General features: G+C 33.1%; 21 protein-coding genes. 2 read left to right on the top strand and 19 right to left on the bottom strand.

Features of this window, described 5'->3' with window-relative positions:
• Positions 1–266: 266 nt before the first annotated feature.
• The 6 genes from EIH20_RS07220 to EIH20_RS07195 form a co-directional block, all read right to left on the bottom strand.
• Positions 267–1,436: a MalY/PatB family protein gene (locus EIH20_RS07220; protein ID WP_124059203.1), complete on the bottom strand. Its 1,170-nt coding sequence runs from the start codon at positions 1,434–1,436 to the stop codon at positions 267–269.
• Between the two features lie 12 nt (positions 1,437–1,448).
• Positions 1,449–3,014 (bottom strand): maltose/glucose-specific PTS transporter subunit IIBC, encoded by a 1,566-nt coding sequence (gene malX / locus EIH20_RS07215; RefSeq protein ID WP_124059201.1) that lies wholly within the window; start codon positions 3,012–3,014, stop codon positions 1,449–1,451.
• Positions 3,015–3,089: 75 nt separating this feature from the next.
• Positions 3,090–3,848, bottom strand: a complete 759-nt coding sequence (locus EIH20_RS07210; RefSeq protein ID WP_124059199.1) for a MurR/RpiR family transcriptional regulator — start codon at positions 3,846–3,848, stop codon at positions 3,090–3,092.
• A 412-nt stretch (positions 3,849–4,260) separates the two neighbouring features.
• On the bottom strand, positions 4,261–5,490 hold the full coding sequence (locus EIH20_RS07205; RefSeq protein WP_124059196.1) for a sodium/glutamate symporter: 1,230 nt from the start codon (positions 5,488–5,490) through the stop codon (positions 4,261–4,263).
• A gap of 296 nt (positions 5,491–5,786) precedes the next feature.
• Positions 5,787–6,326, bottom strand: a complete 540-nt coding sequence (locus tag EIH20_RS07200; RefSeq protein ID WP_124059193.1) for a flavodoxin domain-containing protein — start codon at positions 6,324–6,326, stop codon at positions 5,787–5,789.
• Between the two features lie 73 nt (positions 6,327–6,399).
• The gene (locus tag EIH20_RS07195) at positions 6,400–6,852 is read right to left on the bottom strand and encodes a GNAT family N-acetyltransferase (RefSeq protein WP_164470904.1); all 453 of its coding nucleotides are present in this window, start codon (positions 6,850–6,852) and stop codon (positions 6,400–6,402) included.
• Between the two features lie 177 nt (positions 6,853–7,029).
• Between EIH20_RS07195 and EIH20_RS07190 the strand changes: the two genes are divergently transcribed.
• Positions 7,030–7,362 (top strand): hypothetical protein, encoded by a 333-nt coding sequence (locus EIH20_RS07190; protein ID WP_124059189.1) that lies wholly within the window; start codon positions 7,030–7,032, stop codon positions 7,360–7,362.
• Between the two features lie 95 nt (positions 7,363–7,457).
• Here EIH20_RS07190 and EIH20_RS07185 read toward each other — a convergent pair whose 3' ends face one another.
• The 3 genes from EIH20_RS07185 to EIH20_RS07175 form a co-directional block, all read right to left on the bottom strand.
• The gene (locus EIH20_RS07185) at positions 7,458–7,688 is read right to left on the bottom strand and encodes a DUF2922 domain-containing protein (RefSeq protein ID WP_124059187.1); all 231 of its coding nucleotides are present in this window, start codon (positions 7,686–7,688) and stop codon (positions 7,458–7,460) included.
• 3 nt (positions 7,689–7,691) lie between these two features.
• Positions 7,692–7,904: a hypothetical protein gene (locus EIH20_RS07180; RefSeq protein ID WP_124059184.1), complete on the bottom strand. Its 213-nt coding sequence runs from the start codon at positions 7,902–7,904 to the stop codon at positions 7,692–7,694.
• Positions 7,905–7,977: 73 nt separating this feature from the next.
• Positions 7,978–8,520: a sigma-70 family RNA polymerase sigma factor gene (locus EIH20_RS07175; RefSeq protein ID WP_124059182.1), complete on the bottom strand. Its 543-nt coding sequence runs from the start codon at positions 8,518–8,520 to the stop codon at positions 7,978–7,980.
• 363 nt (positions 8,521–8,883) lie between these two features.
• Between EIH20_RS07175 and EIH20_RS07170 the strand changes: the two genes are divergently transcribed.
• Positions 8,884–9,801: a hypothetical protein gene (locus EIH20_RS07170; RefSeq protein WP_124059180.1), complete on the top strand. Its 918-nt coding sequence runs from the start codon at positions 8,884–8,886 to the stop codon at positions 9,799–9,801.
• Between the two features lie 344 nt (positions 9,802–10,145).
• On the opposite strand, the gene galU is transcribed toward EIH20_RS07170, so the two are convergent.
• The 10 genes from galU to EIH20_RS07120 form a co-directional block, all read right to left on the bottom strand.
• Positions 10,146–11,036 (bottom strand): UTP--glucose-1-phosphate uridylyltransferase GalU, encoded by an 891-nt coding sequence (galU, locus tag EIH20_RS07165; protein ID WP_124059178.1) that lies wholly within the window; start codon positions 11,034–11,036, stop codon positions 10,146–10,148.
• 52 nt (positions 11,037–11,088) lie between these two features.
• Complete coding sequence (locus tag EIH20_RS07160) at positions 11,089–12,312, bottom strand: nucleotide sugar dehydrogenase (protein ID WP_124059176.1); 1,224 nt, start codon at positions 12,310–12,312, stop codon at positions 11,089–11,091.
• A 299-nt stretch (positions 12,313–12,611) separates the two neighbouring features.
• The gene (wecB, locus tag EIH20_RS07155) at positions 12,612–13,706 is read right to left on the bottom strand and encodes a non-hydrolyzing UDP-N-acetylglucosamine 2-epimerase (protein WP_206424116.1); all 1,095 of its coding nucleotides are present in this window, start codon (positions 13,704–13,706) and stop codon (positions 12,612–12,614) included.
• Between the two features lie 71 nt (positions 13,707–13,777).
• A complete protein-coding gene (locus EIH20_RS07150; RefSeq protein ID WP_124059174.1) occupies positions 13,778–15,058 on the bottom strand; it encodes an oligosaccharide flippase family protein in 1,281 nt (426 codons plus the stop codon).
• A gap of 1 nt (position 15,059) precedes the next feature.
• Positions 15,060–15,476: an acyltransferase gene (locus EIH20_RS07145; protein ID WP_241152409.1), complete on the bottom strand. Its 417-nt coding sequence runs from the start codon at positions 15,474–15,476 to the stop codon at positions 15,060–15,062.
• An 87-nt stretch (positions 15,477–15,563) separates the two neighbouring features.
• A complete protein-coding gene (locus EIH20_RS07140; RefSeq protein ID WP_124059170.1) occupies positions 15,564–16,736 on the bottom strand; it encodes a glycosyltransferase in 1,173 nt (390 codons plus the stop codon).
• A 15-nt stretch (positions 16,737–16,751) separates the two neighbouring features.
• Positions 16,752–18,005 (bottom strand): O-antigen polymerase, encoded by a 1,254-nt coding sequence (locus EIH20_RS07135; RefSeq protein ID WP_164470903.1) that lies wholly within the window; start codon positions 18,003–18,005, stop codon positions 16,752–16,754.
• 127 nt (positions 18,006–18,132) lie between these two features.
• Positions 18,133–19,290: a glycosyltransferase family protein gene (locus tag EIH20_RS07130; protein WP_124059166.1), complete on the bottom strand. Its 1,158-nt coding sequence runs from the start codon at positions 19,288–19,290 to the stop codon at positions 18,133–18,135.
• Positions 19,277–20,371: a glycosyltransferase family protein gene (locus EIH20_RS07125; RefSeq protein ID WP_124059164.1), complete on the bottom strand. Its 1,095-nt coding sequence runs from the start codon at positions 20,369–20,371 to the stop codon at positions 19,277–19,279. The genes EIH20_RS07130 and EIH20_RS07125 overlap by 14 nt, the downstream gene beginning before the upstream one ends.
• Before the next feature lie 9 nt (positions 20,372–20,380).
• Positions 20,381–21,613, bottom strand: coding sequence for a glycosyltransferase family 4 protein (locus EIH20_RS07120; protein ID WP_124059162.1), 1,233 nt, complete (start codon positions 21,611–21,613; stop codon positions 20,381–20,383).
• Positions 21,614–21,617 lie beyond the last annotated feature (4 nt).

Genomic DNA, 21,617 nt, shown 5'->3' with positions numbered 1-21,617 from the left:
GACATAGAAAAACTCCTTTCGATCTTAATGCGGTTGGTAGCCACATTTAAGTATAATCGAAAGGAGTTTTTAACGCTAAAGCTCTTGGCAGCTCACCCGTAAAACGGGTGGTTTTATTACGTTGTAATAAAAAACGTCTGAAAATCTTAGGCGATTCTCAGACGCTTCTTCATTAAAACATTTGATATTATTTTTTACATGAAGCTATATTAAAAATGACTTATTATCATTTTATAAATAGTCCTCTTCTTTATTATGTATATCTCTTACATTAGAGAGTTATAAACTTCTTTTAACCGCAATAACCCTTGTTCTATTTTCCCCTTTGAACATCCAATATTTAGTCTTAAAAATTGTTCTCCATTACCCCCATAAACAATTCCGTTCATAATAGCAACTTTTCCTTTATTCACTAACCAATTTTGCAGCTGATTCATTTCAACTCTCATTTTTGAAATATCCAACCACATTAAATAAGTAGCCTCTGAGTTTACAGGAACAATGCACGGGCAATTCTCTTTCAAAAATTTTTTTACAAATAATTCATTACTTTGAATGTATTCATTTAAGTCCTGAACCCAACTACCACATTTTGAATAAGCTGTCATAGTTGCTAACATTCCTAATACACTTGGGGAAGAAAGTCCATCTGCATTCTTTAACTGAATTAAAAATAATTCTTTAGTTTCATTATCCGGAATCAAAAGATAAGAAAATAGTAAGCCGGCAAAATTGAATGTTTTCGATCCAGACGTCAATAAAGCCACGTTTTCTTGAATCATTTCAGTTATAGGTATATGCTTGAAAGATTTTCTAACAATATCCATATGAATTTCATCCGAAATTAGGAAGACATCATACTTCTTACATAAAGATATTACTTTATCTAATTCATCCTTTGTCCACACTCGTCCAGAAGGATTATGCGGGGAGCAAAATAACAATATTCTATTCTCTTTTTTACTCATTAATTTTTCTAAATCAACAAAATCTATAAAATATTTCCCGTCCGTATAAATTAGTGGATTTTCAACAACTAATCGATCATTCTGCCTAATTGTTTTAAAGAAAGCATCATAAGCCGGAGTTTGAATAATAACTCCTTGGCCAACCTCAGACTTTATCTTGATTAGTTGAGATACCGCGTAAATGACACTTGGGCTATATGTAATCCATTCGCTTTCAATTTTGGCATCAAATTGATCATCAAACCATTTTTTGACACAATTTTTAAAATCATCATGGTTCCATCGACTATAACCAAAAACTCCATGGTCGACCCGATGATGAAGTATTTCTATTATTTCTTTTGGTAACAAAAAATCAGTATCAGAAATAGTAAAAGGTAATAGATTCGCCTGTCCAAAGCGATCAGCCACATAATCCCATTGAGTACAGTATGTCCCCCGTCGATCAATTATTTGATTAAAGTCCATATAATCCCTACCTTAGAGTAACTCTTCTAATTCGTTACGAACCGTTGTTACCTTTGTTCCTATAATTACTTGTATATTTTGTGTATCAAGATGAACAACACCCAGCGCACCCAATTCTTTTAATTTTTCATCTTTCACTCGAGAATCATCTTCAACTACTAATCGTAATCGTGTGACACAGTTATCTAAAGATATTAAATTTTCTTTACCCCCTAATGCCTTTAAAATTTCTTCTGCATCATATTGACTACTACCTTTAGATTTTAATTCCTCTTCAGAGTAAATTGTATCTTCATATTTTATTATACGGCCAGGGGTCGGCAAGTTTTTCTTTATTATTACCGTCTTAAATACAAAATAATAAATTGCAAACCAAAACAGTCCCACAATAATAACAAGATACCACTTAGTTCCATTTCCTTGGAGTAAACCAAAAATCAAGAAATCTAAGATTCCGCCATCAGTATTACCAATTGTCACCCCCAACATAGACATGACCATAAATCCTAAGCCAGTCATAACAACATGGAAGAACCACAAAAGAGGGCTAACAAATAAGAATAAAAATTCAATTGGTTCTGTAATTCCTGTTACAGCAGTAGCTACTACTCCAGAAAGAAGCAATCCCTTAATGGAAGCCCTTCTTTCTGGTGCCGCAGTATGGTACATTGCTAAGGCTACCGCAGGAAGTCCAAATATAAATGTCGGCATTTTACCTTGAGACAAAAAGGCAGTCGCTTGGGGGGAAATAGGAACACCTTTACTCAATTGTTCATAAAAAATATTCAATGCTCCTGAAACTTCATGCCCAGCAACCGTTTCCGTACCTCCAGCCTGTGTGAATCGAATCATGGCTACCAATATATGATGTAATCCAAACGGTAATAATAACCGCTCTCCTGAACCAAATAGGAATGGACCAAAAACACCTGATTTTTGAATTGCGATACCAATTAACGCAATTCCGGTAGCAAATAAAGGCCAAACAAACGGAATAATTAATCCAGTTAGTGCTAGAACTAACGAAGAAACTATAGGTACAAAGCGAACACCAGAAAAGAATGAAAAACTATCATGAAGTTGAATTCTATAAAACCGCTTATGAAGCTTATAAACAATCAATCCCGCAATAATTCCACCTAATACTCCCATCTCAAGGGTTTGAATACCAAATACCATACCTTGACCAGAAGTTCTTAATTGTTCTTCATTAGCAAGCATTCCTCGAGCATTTAGGACAAAATTTATAGCTAGATTCATTACTGTATATCCTACAAATCCAGCAAATGCGGCTACACCTTTTTCCTTTCTCACTAATCCTAAAGGAATAGCCATAGCAAACATAACTGGTAAATAAGAGAAGGCAAATCCCCCAATAGTAGAAATAAAACTAAAGAATAGTTGCAAAGTTGGATTGCCAAGAAATGGTAATTGCTTAATAACTGCAGGACTAGTAAATGAACTTCCAATCCCCAACAATAAGCCCATAAAAGCTAATAATGCAACTGGTAACATAAATGTTTTACCTAACCCTTGGAAAAATTCCATTTTACTACTTTTTGTCTTCAATAAACTCATCTCCTTTACTTACATTATAGTCAATAAAATAGCACAAGTAATCGTTTTCATGATTTGCGAAAATTTTTTCCATACTTAGGAAATATTTTCAGCAAGTTTCCATATTAATAAATCACTTACAAGATTAAACATAATCCTAGAACTAAGATCCGCGTCATTTTTATAATGATAAATACAAGGACATACAAAGCCTAATTTAGATAGTGATAGTAATGTCGCATCTTTATTTGCAACAAAAGAAATAATTGATACATTATTCTTATTCAAATTTTTAGCACAATCCAAAATTAATTTTGTTTGTCCTGACTGACTAAAGAATACTGCTAAATCTTTGTTTTTCAAATTTTGAGACACTCGAACCAATTCATCCCAATCTTTTCTAGCAAAAATATTAAGATTTAGACTTTGTAATTTTCGAGAAAAGTCTTGTCCATTCACACAAGACCCTCCTACAGCAAACACTTCAATATTTTGAGCTTTCAAAATTAACTCTTGAAATTTATTTATGCGCTCATCATTTAGCTGCGAAAGAGAACCCGACAAATTTTCTTGTATTAAAAGTTGATAATCTTTTACCAAAGAAGTAAAACTATCCGAAATAGGAATCTCCTTAGTATTTAAAAACAATAAAGTATACTTAAACTCCTTATATCCAGAAAAACCTAATCTTTGAGCCATTCTAGAAATACTAGCAGGAGAAACAAATAATTTTTTTGATAAGCACTGTATCGTAAAAGCATCTAAGTCCTTACGATGTTGAATGCAATAATCAAAAATCACTTTTTCAGATTCACTTAATTTATTTCTTAACTTCAAAAAACTAATTTCATTCATATCATTCTTTTATCCTTTTATCTAAAGTTATAGTTAATAGATATATTTTATAGTTCCATGCAGAATAGTTTCTCAATTACCTTCTTTACCTCTGCTAATTAGCTTATCAGTCTTTTTGAAAATTAGGTCAAGCTATTTAGGTGATTTATATGCTCCTATAAATGAGTAAGTGGTATTTTTTTCAATATTAGCACACTTACACTCCTTTGTAATGAATTTGAGGTTTTCATTATCCAAGATGAATAAATAAAAAACCATGATTTAATCAATGCGTCTAAGTTTATATTGTCCAATTCTATAAGAACTAGTTATTTTTAACTTAGATTCGCTTTGAATTAATCATGGCATTTTCATTTTTTGATTTTTCCAGTAACTCAAAATATTCCTAATTAACTCTAATTTACAAATGTCACTACGAGAACATCGAGATACAGGTAATGATAGTTGGAATAGCGAAGACGTCGACGAAGACCGCTCCACATAGAGGTGCAATCACGAAGGCCTTTGTTGACCGTAAATCATACTTTTCACAAATAGCTGACATACAGACAACCGCTGTCGCCGCAATTCCTAGGCCCCAACCCATGAAGCCGCCCGATAATACACCGGCATCATAATTTTTCTTCAATGCAGGGAATAAGAGCAGAACGACAAAGAAGAAGAGTACAACCGTTTGGACAAGTAAGATCACAATTAGAGGTAAAGCTAAGTCAACTAATTCCCAGACTTTCAAAGTCATAATCGCCATCGTTAAGAAGAAACCAAGACCAATATCGGTAATTAAATCAATGATACGCGCATCAAACTCGAATAATTGATGTTTATCATTAATATTTCTAAATAGAATCGCTAAGAACATAGCACCCACATAAGATGGGATAGCAAAATTCTTCAAGTTTAACAGTCCTACTAGAGCCGAAAAGACCGTTCCAAAAGCCATAAAAACGAATATTAATGATAAGTGATGTAAGAATAAAGTACTCGATATCGGCGTTTGTACCTCTTGCGAATCTACTTTTTGCAACCCTTCTTCATTCGTTTCGATCTTAACTTTGTTTCGTTTAATTAACCAGTCACCAACAGGTCCGCCCAGTAAGGAACCCATTACCAAACCATAGGTCGCTGAGGCGACCGCAACCGTCGTTGCCCCACTCACACCAGCTGCTTCGGCAACTGGGCCAAAAGCGGCTGCATTCCCATGACCGCCAACTAGCGAGACGGTCCCAGCCATCAAGCCTAAGACCGGTTGGATTCCCAAAACTTTAGCCAAGGAGATCCCTACGGCTGCTTGAACGACGGCTAATAACCAAGTTCCAACTAAATAAACAATGAGTAACCGTCCACCCGCTTTGAGCAGTTTAAAGGAACCACCAAAGCCAACGCAAGTAAAGAAAGCTAACATGAAAGGCAATTGCAGGCTTGTATCCATCTCTACCTGTAAAATATTGGCAGAACGCAGAAATGCTAATAAAAAGGCCAAAATAAAACCGCCAATAACAGCTGCTGGAATACATAAACGCTCAAAAAGTTTAACTCGACTCCGAATAAAATACCCTAAAATTAATAAGACCCCAGCAATCGCTGTCGTCATAATCATATCTGTCTTAAGAACTTGAACGCCGTCAATCAATTCAACTGTCATACTACCTCCCCCTTCTTTGTTTGACTAAGACTTGCCATAACCTCACCGTCACAACAGGGTTTTCGCTATAGATGTTTGCTCAGCTCTCCTCTCCCATCAAAAATGATAGCGTTTTCATAAATAGAGTACCACCAGTCAAATGCCCTGTCAATTATTTCATTCTCCTTCCCCACTGAATATCCCAGCTTAACTTTGCTAAGAAAAAATACGACCGAACTCTGCAATCTCCATTAAGAGAAGCGGAATTCAGTCGCCAAAATGACTCTATTAATTGTCTGATTTTCCCGATGGAAATACTAATGGTTCATTTGATGAACATAGTCTAACAAGGGGGCAATGGCCTGGCGATCAAGATAGTCTAGTCGCTTGCCATAGGTATCCACTAGACGTTGGTCATCGGGTGATAAAGCCGGCTTTTTCTTCAGACTACCAATCATTACTCGCATAATTAGACGATGCAACCCATTCATTCGTTCATAATCTAGCCCGCCCCGGAAGAAGAAATATTTTATCTTTTCTTGAAGCCCTAACTCTATGCGTTGATTAATTTGTTTCGTTAAGAAAGCAACATTATCTGCTTTGGCTGGGTCAGTAATACTCACACTAAAGAAGGCATAATGTTTGTCTGGATACTGCTTAACCAACTCGATAAACTTGCCTAAATCCTTATATTGACCTGCCATAACCCCACTACCAAAGATAATAGTGTCAGCTGCTTCGATATCAGCCAGTGTCACCGTTTTAAAGGTCTTAAGTGGACAGGTTAATTCTTGGGCAATCCATTCGGCGTATTGTTGAGTATGACCATAGCGCGATTGGTAAATAACTAAATTCATGAATAGGACCCCTTTGATGGCTAGATTTGTTACCTGTATTTTATCACGTCCACGGACAGATGCACGTCCAACTTTAGTCTAAGCTTTTACAAAAAACTTGAGTCGGACGCCCTTTATTATCTAAACACTGATCGATAACCTGATAATCATATTGCTCATAAAGTCCTTGGTGCGAACTAGAAATATAGACTTGATTATAGCTCTTTTGCCGAGCCCAACTCTCAGCATATGCTAAAAGATGCATAAATAATTTTTGCCCGCGATAGTCAGGATGAACATATACATACCCAATCCAGGGTTGACGACTTAAATCAGAGATATTATCTTGCTCAGATAGGGTACAATGGCCTATCAAATATTGATCTTCTACCAATAAGAATAACTGACTCGTTTGACCGAGTCGATGATAAAATTCTCCCTCGCCAATCATTTGACTCAAGTGGCGACTAGGTGGCCATTCAAGATTAGCCAGTTGTTTGAGCCATACTGACGGATTACTCGATTCAAAATAACTGATGATTTCCATGCATCTCACTCCCCTAACTTTATCTAAGCTAATCATATCATGATTAGACTCCTAATATTTACTAGCTTCTTCCCAATCAAAAAGGAAGCCCCTTTCAAACTGCAGACTGTTCGACCTGTTGGCCATCTGCTATACTCTAACTAAATAAAACCATCCTCAAATTAAAGGAGCGTTAACATGGAACAACTTGCTAAAGAACAATACGATGATAGTCTTCACATCTGGTATCAAGCCAATCTTATGACTGACCATCCTTATGGTCAAATCTTTAATTGCCAAAGTGACATACAAAGAAACTTAGTTCAAGTCATAAAAAATGACTTAGAAATGAATCCTGGTCACACTCTTTACTTCTGGTATTTCGGTCCTGACCAAGCCAACATGACCTTGATGGTCCGCAAAGAAAAGCAAGAAGTCATCGTCCAAATCAACCTTAAAGATTTTGATTTTGCCCTGAACGCTCCTAGCATCGACCAATGGAAGCGCGAATTAGCCCAATCCCTTAACTAATCGACAAAAAAGAGGCCCTAAACACTGTGAGTGTTTAGGACCTCTTTCTTCATAAACGTCGAGTGAGAGACCCAATTATTGGGTTAGCTTAGAACTTACTTGCCCGTCACTTCAAAAATTGGACTAGCAATCGTTTCAACGTAGCGGGCACCCACTTTTTCATTGAAGAGTTTGACCTGATCATCGTAAATGGCATCCGCTGCAATTAATTGATCCATCATGGCTTCGACCGTAGCTTGATCTAAATTCTCAATAGGATTAGCAATCGTCATACTATGGGTCTTACCATCGGTTGCTCGAAATGTTAAATTTAAAACTTTGCTCATCTATTATGCTCCTTCCACTTGGCTGTAACGTGTGCGATTCACTAAGATAACGTCTCCGGTAATATCTTTGACAACTTTATCTAGAGCCGCTTTGATTTGACCAATTGTTGCCTCAGATACCCCTTCTTTTAAATGTTTAACCGTTAAACGGCCGACCTTATCCGGACCTTCTTGATAGAAGACCTCCAAACTTGCGCGATCAAATGCTGTTTCCATCTTGTATTCCTCCTTAAAATGATGTCTTGTAAACTAGCTTACACCTATAAAGACGAGCAAATCTTAGAAAGTGTTACCCCCATTGTTCAAGTAGAGGGCGAATCCTTTTAGCTAACTTGGCACGACGTTGATAGAAGGTTTTGCGTGAAATTCCTAATAGCTGCGCTTGACAGGCTATCTTTTCCTCGCCATGAAGCATCAGAAAAGCTAAGAAGGTCCGATCCTCTGCTGCTAATTTACTTAATAGAAAGCGAATTAAATCTTGATCCACCAGGGTATCTTCTAAACGCTGGAGCCCTCCATCATCGCCATATTCGGGTATACTTTCAGCCAATTGCTCAGCTTGTTCATGCGGAATCGAACGTCGTTGTTGGTCACGTAGTTTCCACATAATTTGCCGTCTGGCATAAGCTAAGAATTGATAATAGGGTGGAACCAGAGGATCTGTCTGGCTCGTCCGCGCTGCTTGAACGAGGGCCAGAAGACCAATCTGGAGGTAATCGTCATAATCAAATCGCTTCATATCAATACCTGCTTTGCGTAAACATGACCAGACTAACGGACGGTATTGTTGAATAATAGCCTCTTCCGTGGAGACAAATTGATTATTTTCCATGTAAATTCACTCCGTAGTTTAAATTTACAAGGCCTTGCATCAACTGTTATACTCCGATTTTGCCTATTGAAGCTAGATAACAAAATTATCCCCTTTTCAAATTCTTAAAATAATTTGTAACTAAAATTTATTATTTTAAAGAAAACATTTTATATTTTGCATGATCGTGCTAAACTATATTTGTTCACAAATAATGATTAGAAAGGAGATTGCAGCGATGATTTGGTTAACAGCTTTTCCTAACCAGACTTGGTTACGGCAAAGTCATCCATATTTTCGTCTAATATCTGGACGTTGCCATTTTGTCCTGAAATTGACATATTTTACTCTTTAGTCACTTTATTATGAAAGGAGTTTATTATTATGTCATCTCACCATTCTGATATTGAATATGAACAGTTAAAGCAATTACATCTATATCTTCAAGAAGACCCAAGTGATTGGCTACCTCAACTCATCCATTCGGCCACCGAGGCCCCATTCAATCTGATTTGTAGTCAGGATTTCCTTTTACTACTAAATATTGAATCTTATTCTAATCAATACGCTAGCTTAATGCTCACCCAAGAAGGCCGTCTCTACTTATGCAAAGAAACAACTCACCGCTTAGCTGAAAGTCGCTTCATGGAGCTAGGCTATCGTCACCAATACTGGCAACGATTCTTGCGGCTTTGTACCAATCGTTGCCACGATAGCTTCCCTTTTGTATATTACGGCCATGCTTACATGCGGCTTCCTCATTCAGACTTGGGTCGTCGCGGCCATTGGCTCAATCTAAGAGCCTGTCAAAAATTTACGCCTCATCATGAAGACGGCGTCCCCTTTCCGCCATTGCGCCATGATAAAAATTTAATCCTAGACTTTGTCTATCAAACGTCAGATACCCAACCAACAAGTATAAAGCTTAGTTTGACCCAAAATCAGGCCTATATTATCCAGCAAATTCATTACGCCTATATCTTAATGAAAGCTTGGGGCTACTATGCCATTGCCGAACATGATAAAGCTAAGTTACCGCATTATTATATGCACCGTTCTGACTATCCACCTATTTTCACCAGCGACATCAAACACCTAAAGGACCCTTTTGAAATTCAGATTAAGCATCTAAAAGAATTTCTGACTTTTAATACGATCCTGACTTATTTCCACTATAAAAGTCAGCCGTTAATGGCTCAAACTTCTGCCTATCTTAGTCAGTTTGCCTTAGATCAAGATACACTCCGGGAATCACTTCTTTTCTATCAAGAAAACTATCCTCATTATGACAAAAAGGATTAAAGAAAGACTCCGACCCTCTTTAATCCTCAAACCAATAGAAAAACGCCAAACCGTCGCTAGGATTTGGCGTTTTCTTAATTTCCCCTTCGAGAAGATGATTAAAATACAAAGGGGGACAGCGAAGCCCATGTTCACAATTAGACTCCGCCATCTGGGCATTGATAAGGGGTTTTCCAAGCCCGACCTATCAAGCGGTTACGACAATATCAACGTAACCATCTATAAATAACCGCTATAAACTGAGTTCCATTTTATTATTTCAATTTTTTTATTACATTATTGGGTTCATTCTTATCTCCTAGCAAAAAAAGATATTCCTTAGAGGAATATCTTTTAATTTATAATTATTCGGATAATTCTTTGCTCATTCTAATAAGGTATTGTTTAAAATCTTCAGCTGTTTCCGGATGTTTAAGAGCATATTCAATGCTCATTTGCATGTAACCCATTGGATTACCCACATCATAGCGTTTGCCTTCAATGACTTTACCTAGAACTCGCTTAGACTCATTTAACTGTTCAATTGCATCAGTTAATTGAACTTCATCATCTAAACCAGGTGCTAAATTCTCCAATAAATCAAAGATTTCTGGTGTTAAGACATAACGACCTGCAATGGCTAAATTACTTGGTGCTTTCTCAGGCTGTGGTTTCTCAACAAAATGGTTGATATGTACGACATCTTCCGCCAACTTATGGGATGAGCTTGTTTGTACATCAGCAATCCCATATTTACGAGTTTCTTTTGCTTCAACTTCAACTAAAGCCACATTCGGTGCTCCAGTCTCGTGATAAAGATCCATAATTTGCTTGGTCACAGGCGTTTCGCTGTCCATAATATTATCGCCTAGCATCACGACAAACGGTTCATCTCCGACAAAGGCTTTGGCTTGATATATCGCATCACCCAAACCTAAGGGATATGATTGGCGAACAAAGAAAAGATTAGCTTGGGTAATCGATTGAACCATCTCAAGCATTTTAACTTTACCTTTAGATTCTAGGTTCTCTTCTAATTCAATATTAGAATCAAAATGGTCTTCAATTGGCCGTTTTGATTTACCCGTAATGATCAGAATTTCTTCAATTCCTGAAGCGACTGCTTCCTCAACAATAAATTGAATAACAGGTTTATCTACAATGGGCAACATCTCTTTGGCAATCGCCTTAGTAACCGGTAGAAAGCCAGTCCCGTAACCTGCTGCAGGTATAACTGCTTTACGAATTTTTTTCATAGGACCCTCCTGAAGATTTTAACATTATAGTTATGTATTCTACCTAAGAATACTATAATTTATAAACTTTTTCTGAATTTTCAAATATATTTTGAGTATCAAAAATTACTTTTTCATTCAGCAGTTCCTTGTTTTGCTTAATATGTTCGTGAGCAACCATAATTACCACCAAATCTATGTCCTTTAAAAACTCCTCAAAATTAAAATACTGATTTTCTGCAATTTTTTTACTAATATATGGGTCAAATACTTTTAATTCTGGAGCTAAATGTTCTCTTTGCTTTTCAAGTAACTGTAGTGTAGGAGATTCACGAACATCATCAACATTTGGTTTGTAAGTCAATCCATATAAACCTACTCTAGAAATATCTGATATTTGCTTTTCTTTCATAATATCATGTATTTTTTTTAATACATATGTCGGCATAGAATCATTTATATCCCGAGAGATTTTAATAAGTTTTGTTAGCTCAGGAAAATCCCCCACTAAAAACCATGGATCGACAGAAATACAGTGCCCTCCTACTCCAGGTCCAGGGTTTAAAATATTTACCCGTGGATGTTTATTAGCGATTCGAATAATCTCATAAACATCCATATCATTATATGATGCAATTTTTGCTAACTCATTAGCAAAAGCAATATTAACATCTCTAAACGTATTCTCAATTACTTTTGACATTTCAGCAGATCTAATATCAGTTACGACAATTTCTCCCTTGCAGAAAGTTTCATAAAGTTTTTTGACTTTATTTGCTGCTTCAATATCATCCGCACCAATCGTTCTAGAATTATGTTCCAATTCATAGACCATATTACCAGGTAAAATCCGTTCTGGCGCATGAACCAAATGTAATGTCTTTCCTAAAATTTTTTGTGCGTCATGAATAATAGGTTTTACAAATTTATCATGTGTTCCAGGAGAAACAGTAGATTCTACTACAATTATTGAATTATTCTTAGCATTTTGAACAGTTGTTTTAACTGCTTCAATTACATAACTTGGATCAATCTTTTTTGTCTTTAAATCATATGGGGTAGGCACAGTAATAATATACATATCAGTTTCTTGATAATTGGTTGAAAATTGTATTCCATTATCTACTGCTTTTTTAAATAAAGTGTCCAAATTTTTTTCTTCGAATGTAAGTTTTCCCTGTTGAAGATTTTCTACTGTTTTTTGTAATATATCTGTTCCAACAACTTCATTTCCATTCGCAGCTAGCATTAACGCAGTTGGTAACCCGATGTATCCCAAACCAATAACATTTATCATATTTTTCTCCTTAATTAATCATTATTAATTCATTACAAATATTTTAACATTCAAATTCCATTACTGTCTATGCCAAATAAAATACTAAAAAACTTGAGAATTTACCACATTCATTTGCTGAATAATTTGAATAAAAATTTCTTGATCGACTACAAATTAATTGGTTCGCATCAGTTATTTAATTAAAAACAGCAAAAACACAAAGAAAAGATTCATAAAAAAATAAACATAAAAATTAACTATTCTAGTACATTTTTCCACACATTTAGGGATTGAAAATAATTTCCAATCCCTCATAACTAATTTTTTAATAAAATGTCAGCAATTTGTTTTGAAGCAGTCCCATCTCCATACGGATTAGATGCTCGACTCATTTTTTCATATATTTCGTTGTTATTTAACAACTCATCAAAAGCTTCATAAATTCTATTTTCATCGGTTCCAACTAATTTTAACGTACCAGCAGCAATTCCTTCAGGCCGTTCAGTTGTATCCCTCATAACTAAAACAGGAATTCCTAATCCAGGAGCTTCTTCTTGAATACCCCCACTGTCTGTCAAAATTAAATATGAATTTGCCATAAAATTATGAAAGTCGACCACTTCAAGAGGCTCAATAATTTTGATTCTATCATTATTGCCAAAAACTTCATCCGCTACTTTTCGTACAATTGGATTCATATGAATAGGATAAATCGCTTTTGTATCTGGATTTTCCATAATAATTCTGTTTATTGCTCTGAACATTGCTCTCATTGGTTCGCCAAGATTTTCTCTTCGATGCGCTGTGATGAGTATTAATTTACTATCTGCTGCCCACTCTAAATATTCATGTGAATAGTCTTTTCTAACCGTAGTACTTAAGGCATCTATTGCGGTATTTCCTGTAACAAAAATACTATTAGCGTCTTTTCCTTCATTGAGTAAATTTTGTTTTGAGGTTTCAGTAGGTGCAAAATTATATTTAGCAACTAGGCCAACTGCTTGACGGTTAAACTCCTCCGGGAATGGCGAATAAATATTATAAGTTCTAAGTCCAGCTTCAACATGTCCAACTGGAATCTGTAAATAAAAACAAGCTAAACTAGAAACAAAAGTTGTAGATGTATCTCCATGTACCAATACAATATCTGGCTTTTCCTTAATTAATACTTCCTTCATTTTATCTAAAATATTAATTGTTACATCAAATAGAGTTTGCTGACTCTTCATAATTGCTAAGTTATAGTCAGGAACTACATCAAAAGCATCAAGTACTTGTTGTAACATTTCCTTATGTTGTCCAGTTACACAAACCACTAACTCTACATCTTCACGTGATTTTAATTCTTTTACTAATGGACACATCTTTATCGCTTCTGGCCTTGTTCCAAAGGAAACCATAATTTTTTTCACAAGATCACCTCATCATATGTATTTGTATGCTTAAAACCAATAGACATTGCCAACCAACAATCTATTACAAACTATGTAGCACTCTTATTGTTATTAATCGAATTAATATAAAACGTACATAAAGAGAAGCTAATCAACCCCACTATTACAGACATTAACGCTGTCGAAATAGCAGCCCCATACCAACCCCACATTTTAATAAAAAGAATATTTAAAACAATGTCACCTATTAATCCAACATAAGATAATATTGCATTCCATTTGGACTTTCCAACAGCAGCCAAAATATTTCCATTTGGGATTTTAAGTACAAAATCACAAACAACACCAAAAGTTAAAATTTTTAGCACGTTAGAAGCTTGCGCATAATTATCTCCATACAACATAACAATAATATAGTTTCCAAATATTAAAATAATAATTCCTATTATCAATGATACAACTAATAAAATTAAAGATAATCTTTTTCTATACTTTTTTAAAAAAGAACCATTCAAATAATTCTCTGATATCATAACAAAATCTGTTGTCAAAATAACTGCTGGGATAAACTGTACGGCTAATGGTATTTGGCATGCAACTTTATACATGGCAATTAGACTTGCAGAAATTGACATAAATCCTAATGCCAGAGTATCAACTTGCATCATTAAACTACTCGCCATACTTCCTAAACCAACAAAAACACCATACTTTATCATTTCTCTTATTTCTAAATTCTCTTGATATTCAATTTGCAATTTATGTGGTTTAACCACATAAATTATTGCCATAAAAATAATCAATGGAGCTATGAATCTTGCTATTAAAAAACCCTCTTGATTTAAAAAATATGTTCCTGCAACTCCTAAAATTAAAACCAATAAAGAAAAAACAATGTTACTATATGCAAATTGTTTATTTTTATGCACTATTCTTAGATAAGACTGTGAGAGCTCTTTTAGAAAATATGTTATCAAATACAGTGCATTAAGAACTATTAAATAATTTGTTGTAACAATTTTTACATTTCCAAAAATTACAGCTAAACAGTAAACTGCACTAATAATTAATGAACTAATGAATCCATATTTCAAACATAAAGAAAATATTTTATTCTTTTCATTTTCAGTTTTTGCAATTGCCCCAAATCTTAATAATGAATAATTTAATCCCAGACCAGCAAATGGAATAAAGACAGTAACAAACGACTGCAAAAACATCAGTTCTCCATATTCATTTTGACTCAAGATACGTACAATGATAATTGTCAAAACTAGCCCAGAGATATTGCTGATTATCGATGAAAGTAGAATATGAAATCCTCCCCTTCTTGAATAATCAGAAATAATGTTTTTCAGTTTATTTATCATCTTATGATTTCCCTTTCAATACCGCAGACTGGAATTCTAGTATATCTTTCTCGTTTAGTCTTTCGTTTCTAAACACTTTTTCAAATGAATTTGGTGGCTCAATTAGAACACCTTTATTTTCTAAATCATTAATGTACTCAGCAACTGTCTTCAATATTTTCGCAGGATTGCCTGCAACAACAACATCATCAGGTACATCTTTCGTAACTACTGCACCTGCTCCAACTATGACATTATTTCCAATTTTAACACCTGGTAGTACCACCGAATGTGCACCTAGAAATACATTATTTCCAATAATAGTTTTTTCAACTCGATATTTTCCTGAATGAAAAAAAGTACTTGCATCATGTGCTAAAACTATTGAATAGGGTGCAGATATAAAATTGTCTCCTATTTCTACACATTGTGGTACCAATGTATCGATTAATGAATTATGATGTTTTACATTTCCAATTTTATATTTTGGAATTACTTCTTTTTTAGATAACTTTCTTATATTTTTTTAATCAATAGTTTCACCATCATTATCATCCTTATTACCAAGATATAAATTGTACCAGTCTTCTAAGTTTTCATCCCAACCAGATAAACTTCGAATATAGCTTTTGTTATTTCTTACCATATTTTTTAGATCATCATATTTTTCAATTGAAGAACAAATTAATTTATCCAGATGAATAGGATTATCCACATTTAGGAAAAAAACATTATTCTTATGAAAAATATCATAGGGTAACCAAGACCCGTTTATCACTATATTTCCTGCATACAATGTTTCTTGCATACTTCCACTTAATTGATCAGTTACTTGAATATTAATCATAATATCAGATATTAATCTTAAAATTGCTAACTCTTCCTCAACCATAAAGGCCTCTAAGACCAAAATATTTCTACCAATATTCCGTATTATTTCCTTTATCTTCTCTTTATGGACATTATCTCCATATGCCAGAGGAAATAAAAATACACACTTTTCAGCATAATCTTGTGGCAACTTATTAATTGCGTTTAAGATAAGTTCATGTTGCTGTCCTGGACTTGAGTTATATCCACAGGTAATAACTTTTAATTTTTCGGGAATGTGATATTTTTTCTTAAAGAAAGATATTTTGCTTTGCATTTCTGAGCTATTTTCAATTTTATCAATATAGTCAAGGGTTTCTAATCCAAATCTTGTAATTTTCAATCTATTTAAACTTATATTAAAATTTTTGATGAAATCATCTAACGTTTTCTCATTAGTAAATGTAATTTTATCAGCTAAATTAAATGCATTAGAATTCATATTAAGTTGTTTTTTTGAAACCCTATAATAATCACTGCCCCAAATAGTAATGATTAAGTTATCCGTTTTTCTTCTTAAAATCGAAATAATGTATCGATATATAGGATTATAATAGTGAATATGAATGGAATCATATTTAGGTAAATTCTTAATAACATTTTTTAGGGTCAGCAAATACGCCATTTGTTCAAACTTTCTTTTAAAAAAATTTCTATCCTGACCCATTGATGGAATTAAATACAAGTTTCGAAAATATTTAGTGTTTCTATAATAACTCTTTTCGAAGCTCAGAATATCAATATCTATATCTTTTTTTTCATGTATTCTTTTATACAATTGATAGATTAGGGGATGATTAACATCCCCTATTATTAATACTGATTTCATATTATCCTACTTTCTTCATTCTATTGAATGATTAGATCTATTCACTTTATTACTGTATAGATCTATTTGTACAAGCATTATTAACATGATAAATATAAACAAATTTCCCCGAACAATATCTGTTAAATCATTATTCGAGATAAAGGAAAAGAATAAAATTTGAAGTCTTGCAAAAATAACCGTTAAATTCAAATCAAAACTTCTAACCAATTTATCTACTCGTAAAGCAAATAAGGCATACACTAAAGTATTTATGATAAGTCCTAGCATTTCATGTTGTCTTAAACCAGTTGTAATAAAATCTGTTGGAACGCCCCCCATCAGCAAGGGATTAATACTCTGAAAGTAATTTGAGGTTTCAAAATTTAATGTCTGATAATCTGGTAAAGTAATCCCCAACATATTAAACGCTCGAGTTGGAATGATATCTAAAATCCAAATAATATAGTCTTTCCCATTTCTTAGCCCAAAAATACTGTTCATTTTTTCAATATTAATTATATTTGCAGACGGAAAAGAAAAGTCATTAATAGCACTGTTAATATTATCCCAAATTGAAGAATTAATATGTGCAGTATTTATTCCTCCGTGGGAAATTTGATATAAAATAACGTCAAAAACTTGAGCAGTTGAAATCGCAACAATAACGACAACGCACGAAATAAAAATTAAATTGATATTCCTTTTTTTGGCATAACTCAGAATAAATGGGAATAAAAAGAAAATTATTGTTGAGCGTCCAGAATTAAAAATCAAATATATACTAGCTAAACCAAACGAAATAATAAAAAGAATACGACTTAAATTAGACTTGGTCAAATCATAGTGAGATTTAAAACAATATGCTGCTCCCATTACCAAAAAAGATAGCATTCTAAAAATAGCTGTCAGTGGGCCATAATATTGAGAGGAATCTGTTCCTGCATATCTTAGCGCATCAGCAGCCTCAAGCGCTTCCCTTATTCCACCCATACTATAGAAGAACAAAATAACTGATCCTCCACCAACAATAAAGAAAAAACATCCATAATTATAGATAATCTTCTCAATATTTTCTGAGAATTTTTTCTTTACAATCATTTCGCCAAACTGTTTCCGAAGAACTCTATTAAAAAAATAAACAGAAATCATTATTAAATACGATAAAAAAACAACATAGAAGAAATTTCCATACTCTGCTTGTGACGCATAGATAAATTGAGTAGTAAACCTCATATTTTTAAATACATCATTGTTGTTAAACAGAAATAATACAACTGGAATGAACACATAATAGAACACAAAAGTTGTCGACAAAACGAAGAACGCCGAAATTTTCTCATTTTTCCATATTACACTTTGAATAATAATACCTACTATTAAAAATAATAAGAAGTAAAAATCATACCCCACATAATCACCCAAATTTTTCAATTTTATTTAACAAATCTTTTACTACTCGATCGCTCTTAAACTCATATAAAGGAGAATTTTGCTTAGGTAAATAATTTTCAAAAAAACTTAGTATGCTTTCCTGATTATTTTCTAAAAAAATATATTTATCATATTGATTAAAATAAGAATATACATCTTTTGCATTTTTCTCATATAAAACCAAAACTTGCTTATTTGTTGAGGCATAATGAAAAATTTTGCCTGGAATTTGATTTGACTCTCCTTTATTTCCTATACAAACTAGCAAGTCCATTTTATCCTCTTCTTTTACCGCTTCATTACGCTCTGCCATTTTTTTTATGAGAATATTTTGTCTAGATTTTAAATCATGATTACTTGGCCCCATTATTGTAAATTGTATATTAGGCAATTTTTTTGCTGCAGAATAAAAGGGTAGAATATTCCTATCTTTACTAAAATATGATCCAAAATATCCAACATTAATAATGTTATTATTCGTTTCTTTTTCTCTCAAATCAAGAAATGGTGTTGGAATAAATAGCATTTTACTTGCATATTTACTAAATAATTTTTTTTGTTCTTCAACAGTGGCCGGTGATGTATATAAAATGATATTTGCTAGATTTAATAGTCTATCTTCTTCTTTGAAGATTTTTCTCTTAACCAACCCTTTTTTCCCATTAATATCTGCAAAAAAAGGGTCCCCCCAATATTGAATCCATTTTCGGGCTTTTAAACGGTTGTTAGCTAATAATTGTTCAACAATCTTATGTGCAACTTTAGAATCAGATGAGCTGATAATATAATCAAAATTTGTCTCTTCCAAAACTAATTTATCTAAATCATTCAAAAGCATTCGTTGATTATCATATATTTGTCCTTTTGAATATAAGTTAGACAAAAAAATTCTAAGTTTCAGCATCAAATGATTTTTCGGTCGAAATTTTTTTGAGATGTTGTATACAAGATTACTGTTATCAGAAAAATAAAACTCCGTTACACCTTGAATAGAATTTTTTTTATCTGGTGTTCTTGTTAACGAATAAACTTCGACTCCATTCTTCACTAAACCATCGAGCAAAGCAGTATTTCTTACAGAAGCAGATGAACTACTATCCAATGGATATGTTGAAACAAATAATAGTTTAATCTTTTCCATTTAAATCCTCATTTCTAATAAATTGCGCCAACACATCATAAAATATGTCATCTTCTTCTACTATACTATTAAGCAATTTTTCTCTATTCTTATTAAATTCATCTTCATCTATTTGATCATAATACTTAAATAACGTTTCAGCAAAACATTCATCATCTTCATTAAATTTTATTCCCATTTTAAACTCTGAAACTATTTCAGATTTATATGAGTTAGATTCAACTATTTGAGGTAATCCAAAGATAATTCCGTCGTAAAACTTATTTGAAATTGCATATTTTGTTTCTAAGATTTTCTTTGTACTGTAGCTATTATTTAGTATTTGAGCATTCGCCAACAGCTTAAATTTATCCGAATTATTATACGCACCTGTGAATTCAATGTTTTTTATCCCGTTTTGCTTACAATATTCTTTATATATATCTAACTCAATCCCTGATCCATGATAAATCATATGAAAGTTAGAATTATTTTTTAGCTTATCTATAAGTAATTTTTGATGTGCAAAATATCGAATTCCACCAATGAATACCACATTTACCGGTGTTTCTATGTTTTTTTCAAAAGGTTTTTGGTAGCTTAGCTCACTTCTATTAAAATTATGTACGGGTAAATACTTTTTACTTGATGGTAAAAATTCAATAAAACCTCTAGAAGATATAAATGTAGAAAAAGAATCTTCTACTAACTTCTTTTCAAAAAATCTAAAAATCGCTAAATGTTCATAGCTAAAATCTCTAATATCCAAGATGTATTTATTTGAAAATCTTTTAATTGCAACATCAAAGAGGAGCATTCCCGAAAGTGTTGACAAAAAAATTATCTGTGAATATTTAGAACTGTCCAAATTCTTTTTTAGCCACCATCTGAACCTAATAAAATCACTGATTTTTCTAAATGGACTCTTTTTCTTTTTCGAATAGTGAGTGAATGCTTTATAATTACTTGGATACCCATCTTCTATTTCTTCTCGATTCCAAAACAGAATTTCATATTCTAATCCATTCTTATCAAGAAAATCAACATATTTTCTAAGATATGGGCAATATTTAAGTTCAGAAACAAATACTAATGCAATCATCGCATTTATTTACTCCTTTATCATGTTAGTGACTAAGTCTAGTAAATTTTTGAATATTTTAGCTCTGTCACCATATTTATGAACATATTCATTACCATTCTCACCTAGTTGCTCGAATTTAATAGAATCATTTAAAATATCTGCTAGCCTTGTTGCTGCCTCTACAGAACCATCAAAATTTATATAACTACCTGCGTTAGCTTCTTCAACAATTTGTCTCGCTTCCCCATCGATTCCACAAATTATAGGCTTTGAAAGTGCCATATATTGAAATAATTTATTTGGTCTTACCAACTTAAAGCTTTCAATATTCTTTAAATTGGTTAAACAAATATCTGCATGTAATAAATAATCAGCAACTAATTCGCTAGGAATAGCATCTTCAAAAAAAACATTTGATAAATGTTTTTGCAACGTTTGATTTATCAATTGTTTTTTTTGATCCCCGTCACCAATAAACACAAAAGCAAATTCATCATAATTATCCTGTAATTTATTAAATCTTTCTATCGTATTAATAACTGAGCCTAAATCATTCGCCCTTCCATGTGCACCAATGTACATTATTTTTAATTTATCTTCCCATGGGTTCCCTTTAATTAGCTCAATCTTTTTTTCCTTATTTTCATACTTGTTTAAGTTTACACCTAACGGAACAAGTGTAACTTTATCCTTTTGTGAGACCTTACTTTTAACAAAGTTCACCATTCCATCGGAAACAGCAATGATTTGATCAGCCAACTTATATAATTCATTCATTGAATAATCCATATATTTAATGGCAAATTTATTTTTCAAACCCATATCAATTAGAAACATTGGCCAAAGATCTTCAATGTCGGCTAACAATTTAATATGTTTCAATTTAATTGCCCACGTATTAAATATCCCAACTGGAGGTGAACTCAACAATACTAACTCCACATCTTTTGAAAATAGAATCTTAATTGCAGTGATTATGTCAAACACAGTTATATTAATCTGTCTGGCTAATGCACTTTTTCTATACGGAGTACTTTTAATTCGAACAGTATGAAAATTTTCTGTTTTTTCTTTGCTTTGCAATTTAAATCCTTTTAGATTATCATGATTTTTTCCTGTGTGATGATTAAATCCACAAATCCAAAATTCAATATCATAATCACTATATTCCGAAAAATATTTTGAGATTTCATAATGCTTTGTTGCACCCGGAAATTCTGGTGTTATACCATAATGATTTATAATAATTATTTTCGACACAATT

The organism is Vaginisenegalia massiliensis (genome assembly GCF_900604935.1).
Taxonomy (GTDB): domain Bacteria; phylum Bacillota; class Bacilli; order Lactobacillales; family Aerococcaceae; genus Vaginisenegalia; species Vaginisenegalia massiliensis.
This window is presented reverse-complemented; position numbering and strand designations above follow the sequence as displayed.

Excerpts from the sequence above, each read along its gene's own strand:
- EIH20_RS07200 (WP_124059193.1), bottom strand. The coding sequence starts at position 6,326 with ATGAATTTAGTTATTTACCAATCGCGCTATGGTCATACTCAACAATAC.
- EIH20_RS07170 (WP_124059180.1), top strand. The coding sequence starts at position 8,884 with ATGTCATCTCACCATTCTGATATTGAATATGAACAGTTAAAGCAATTA.
- EIH20_RS07210 (WP_124059199.1), bottom strand. The coding sequence starts at position 3,848 with ATGAATGAAATTAGTTTTTTGAAGTTAAGAAATAAATTAAGTGAATCT.
- EIH20_RS07140 (WP_124059170.1), bottom strand. The coding sequence starts at position 16,736 with ATGAAATCAGTATTAATAATAGGGGATGTTAATCATCCCCTAATCTAT.
- EIH20_RS07150 (WP_124059174.1), bottom strand. The coding sequence starts at position 15,058 with ATGATAAATAAACTGAAAAACATTATTTCTGATTATTCAAGAAGGGGA.
- EIH20_RS07180 (WP_124059184.1), bottom strand. The coding sequence starts at position 7,904 with ATGGAAACAGCATTTGATCGCGCAAGTTTGGAGGTCTTCTATCAAGAA.
- galU (WP_124059178.1), bottom strand. The coding sequence starts at position 11,036 with ATGAAAAAAATTCGTAAAGCAGTTATACCTGCAGCAGGTTACGGGACT.
- EIH20_RS07205 (WP_124059196.1), bottom strand. The coding sequence starts at position 5,490 with ATGACAGTTGAATTGATTGACGGCGTTCAAGTTCTTAAGACAGATATG.
- EIH20_RS07130 (WP_124059166.1), bottom strand. The coding sequence starts at position 19,290 with ATGGAAAAGATTAAACTATTATTTGTTTCAACATATCCATTGGATAGT.
- EIH20_RS07160 (WP_124059176.1), bottom strand. The coding sequence starts at position 12,312 with ATGATAAATGTTATTGGTTTGGGATACATCGGGTTACCAACTGCGTTA.
- EIH20_RS07175 (WP_124059182.1), bottom strand. The coding sequence starts at position 8,520 with ATGGAAAATAATCAATTTGTCTCCACGGAAGAGGCTATTATTCAACAA.
- malX (WP_124059201.1), bottom strand. The coding sequence starts at position 3,014 with ATGAGTTTATTGAAGACAAAAAGTAGTAAAATGGAATTTTTCCAAGGG.
- EIH20_RS07185 (WP_124059187.1), bottom strand. The coding sequence starts at position 7,688 with ATGAGCAAAGTTTTAAATTTAACATTTCGAGCAACCGATGGTAAGACC.
- EIH20_RS07195 (WP_164470904.1), bottom strand. The coding sequence starts at position 6,852 with ATGGAAATCATCAGTTATTTTGAATCGAGTAATCCGTCAGTATGGCTC.
- EIH20_RS07220 (WP_124059203.1), bottom strand. The coding sequence starts at position 1,436 with ATGGACTTTAATCAAATAATTGATCGACGGGGGACATACTGTACTCAA.
- EIH20_RS07125 (WP_124059164.1), bottom strand. The coding sequence starts at position 20,371 with ATGATTGCATTAGTATTTGTTTCTGAACTTAAATATTGCCCATATCTT.
- EIH20_RS07190 (WP_124059189.1), top strand. The coding sequence starts at position 7,030 with ATGGAACAACTTGCTAAAGAACAATACGATGATAGTCTTCACATCTGG.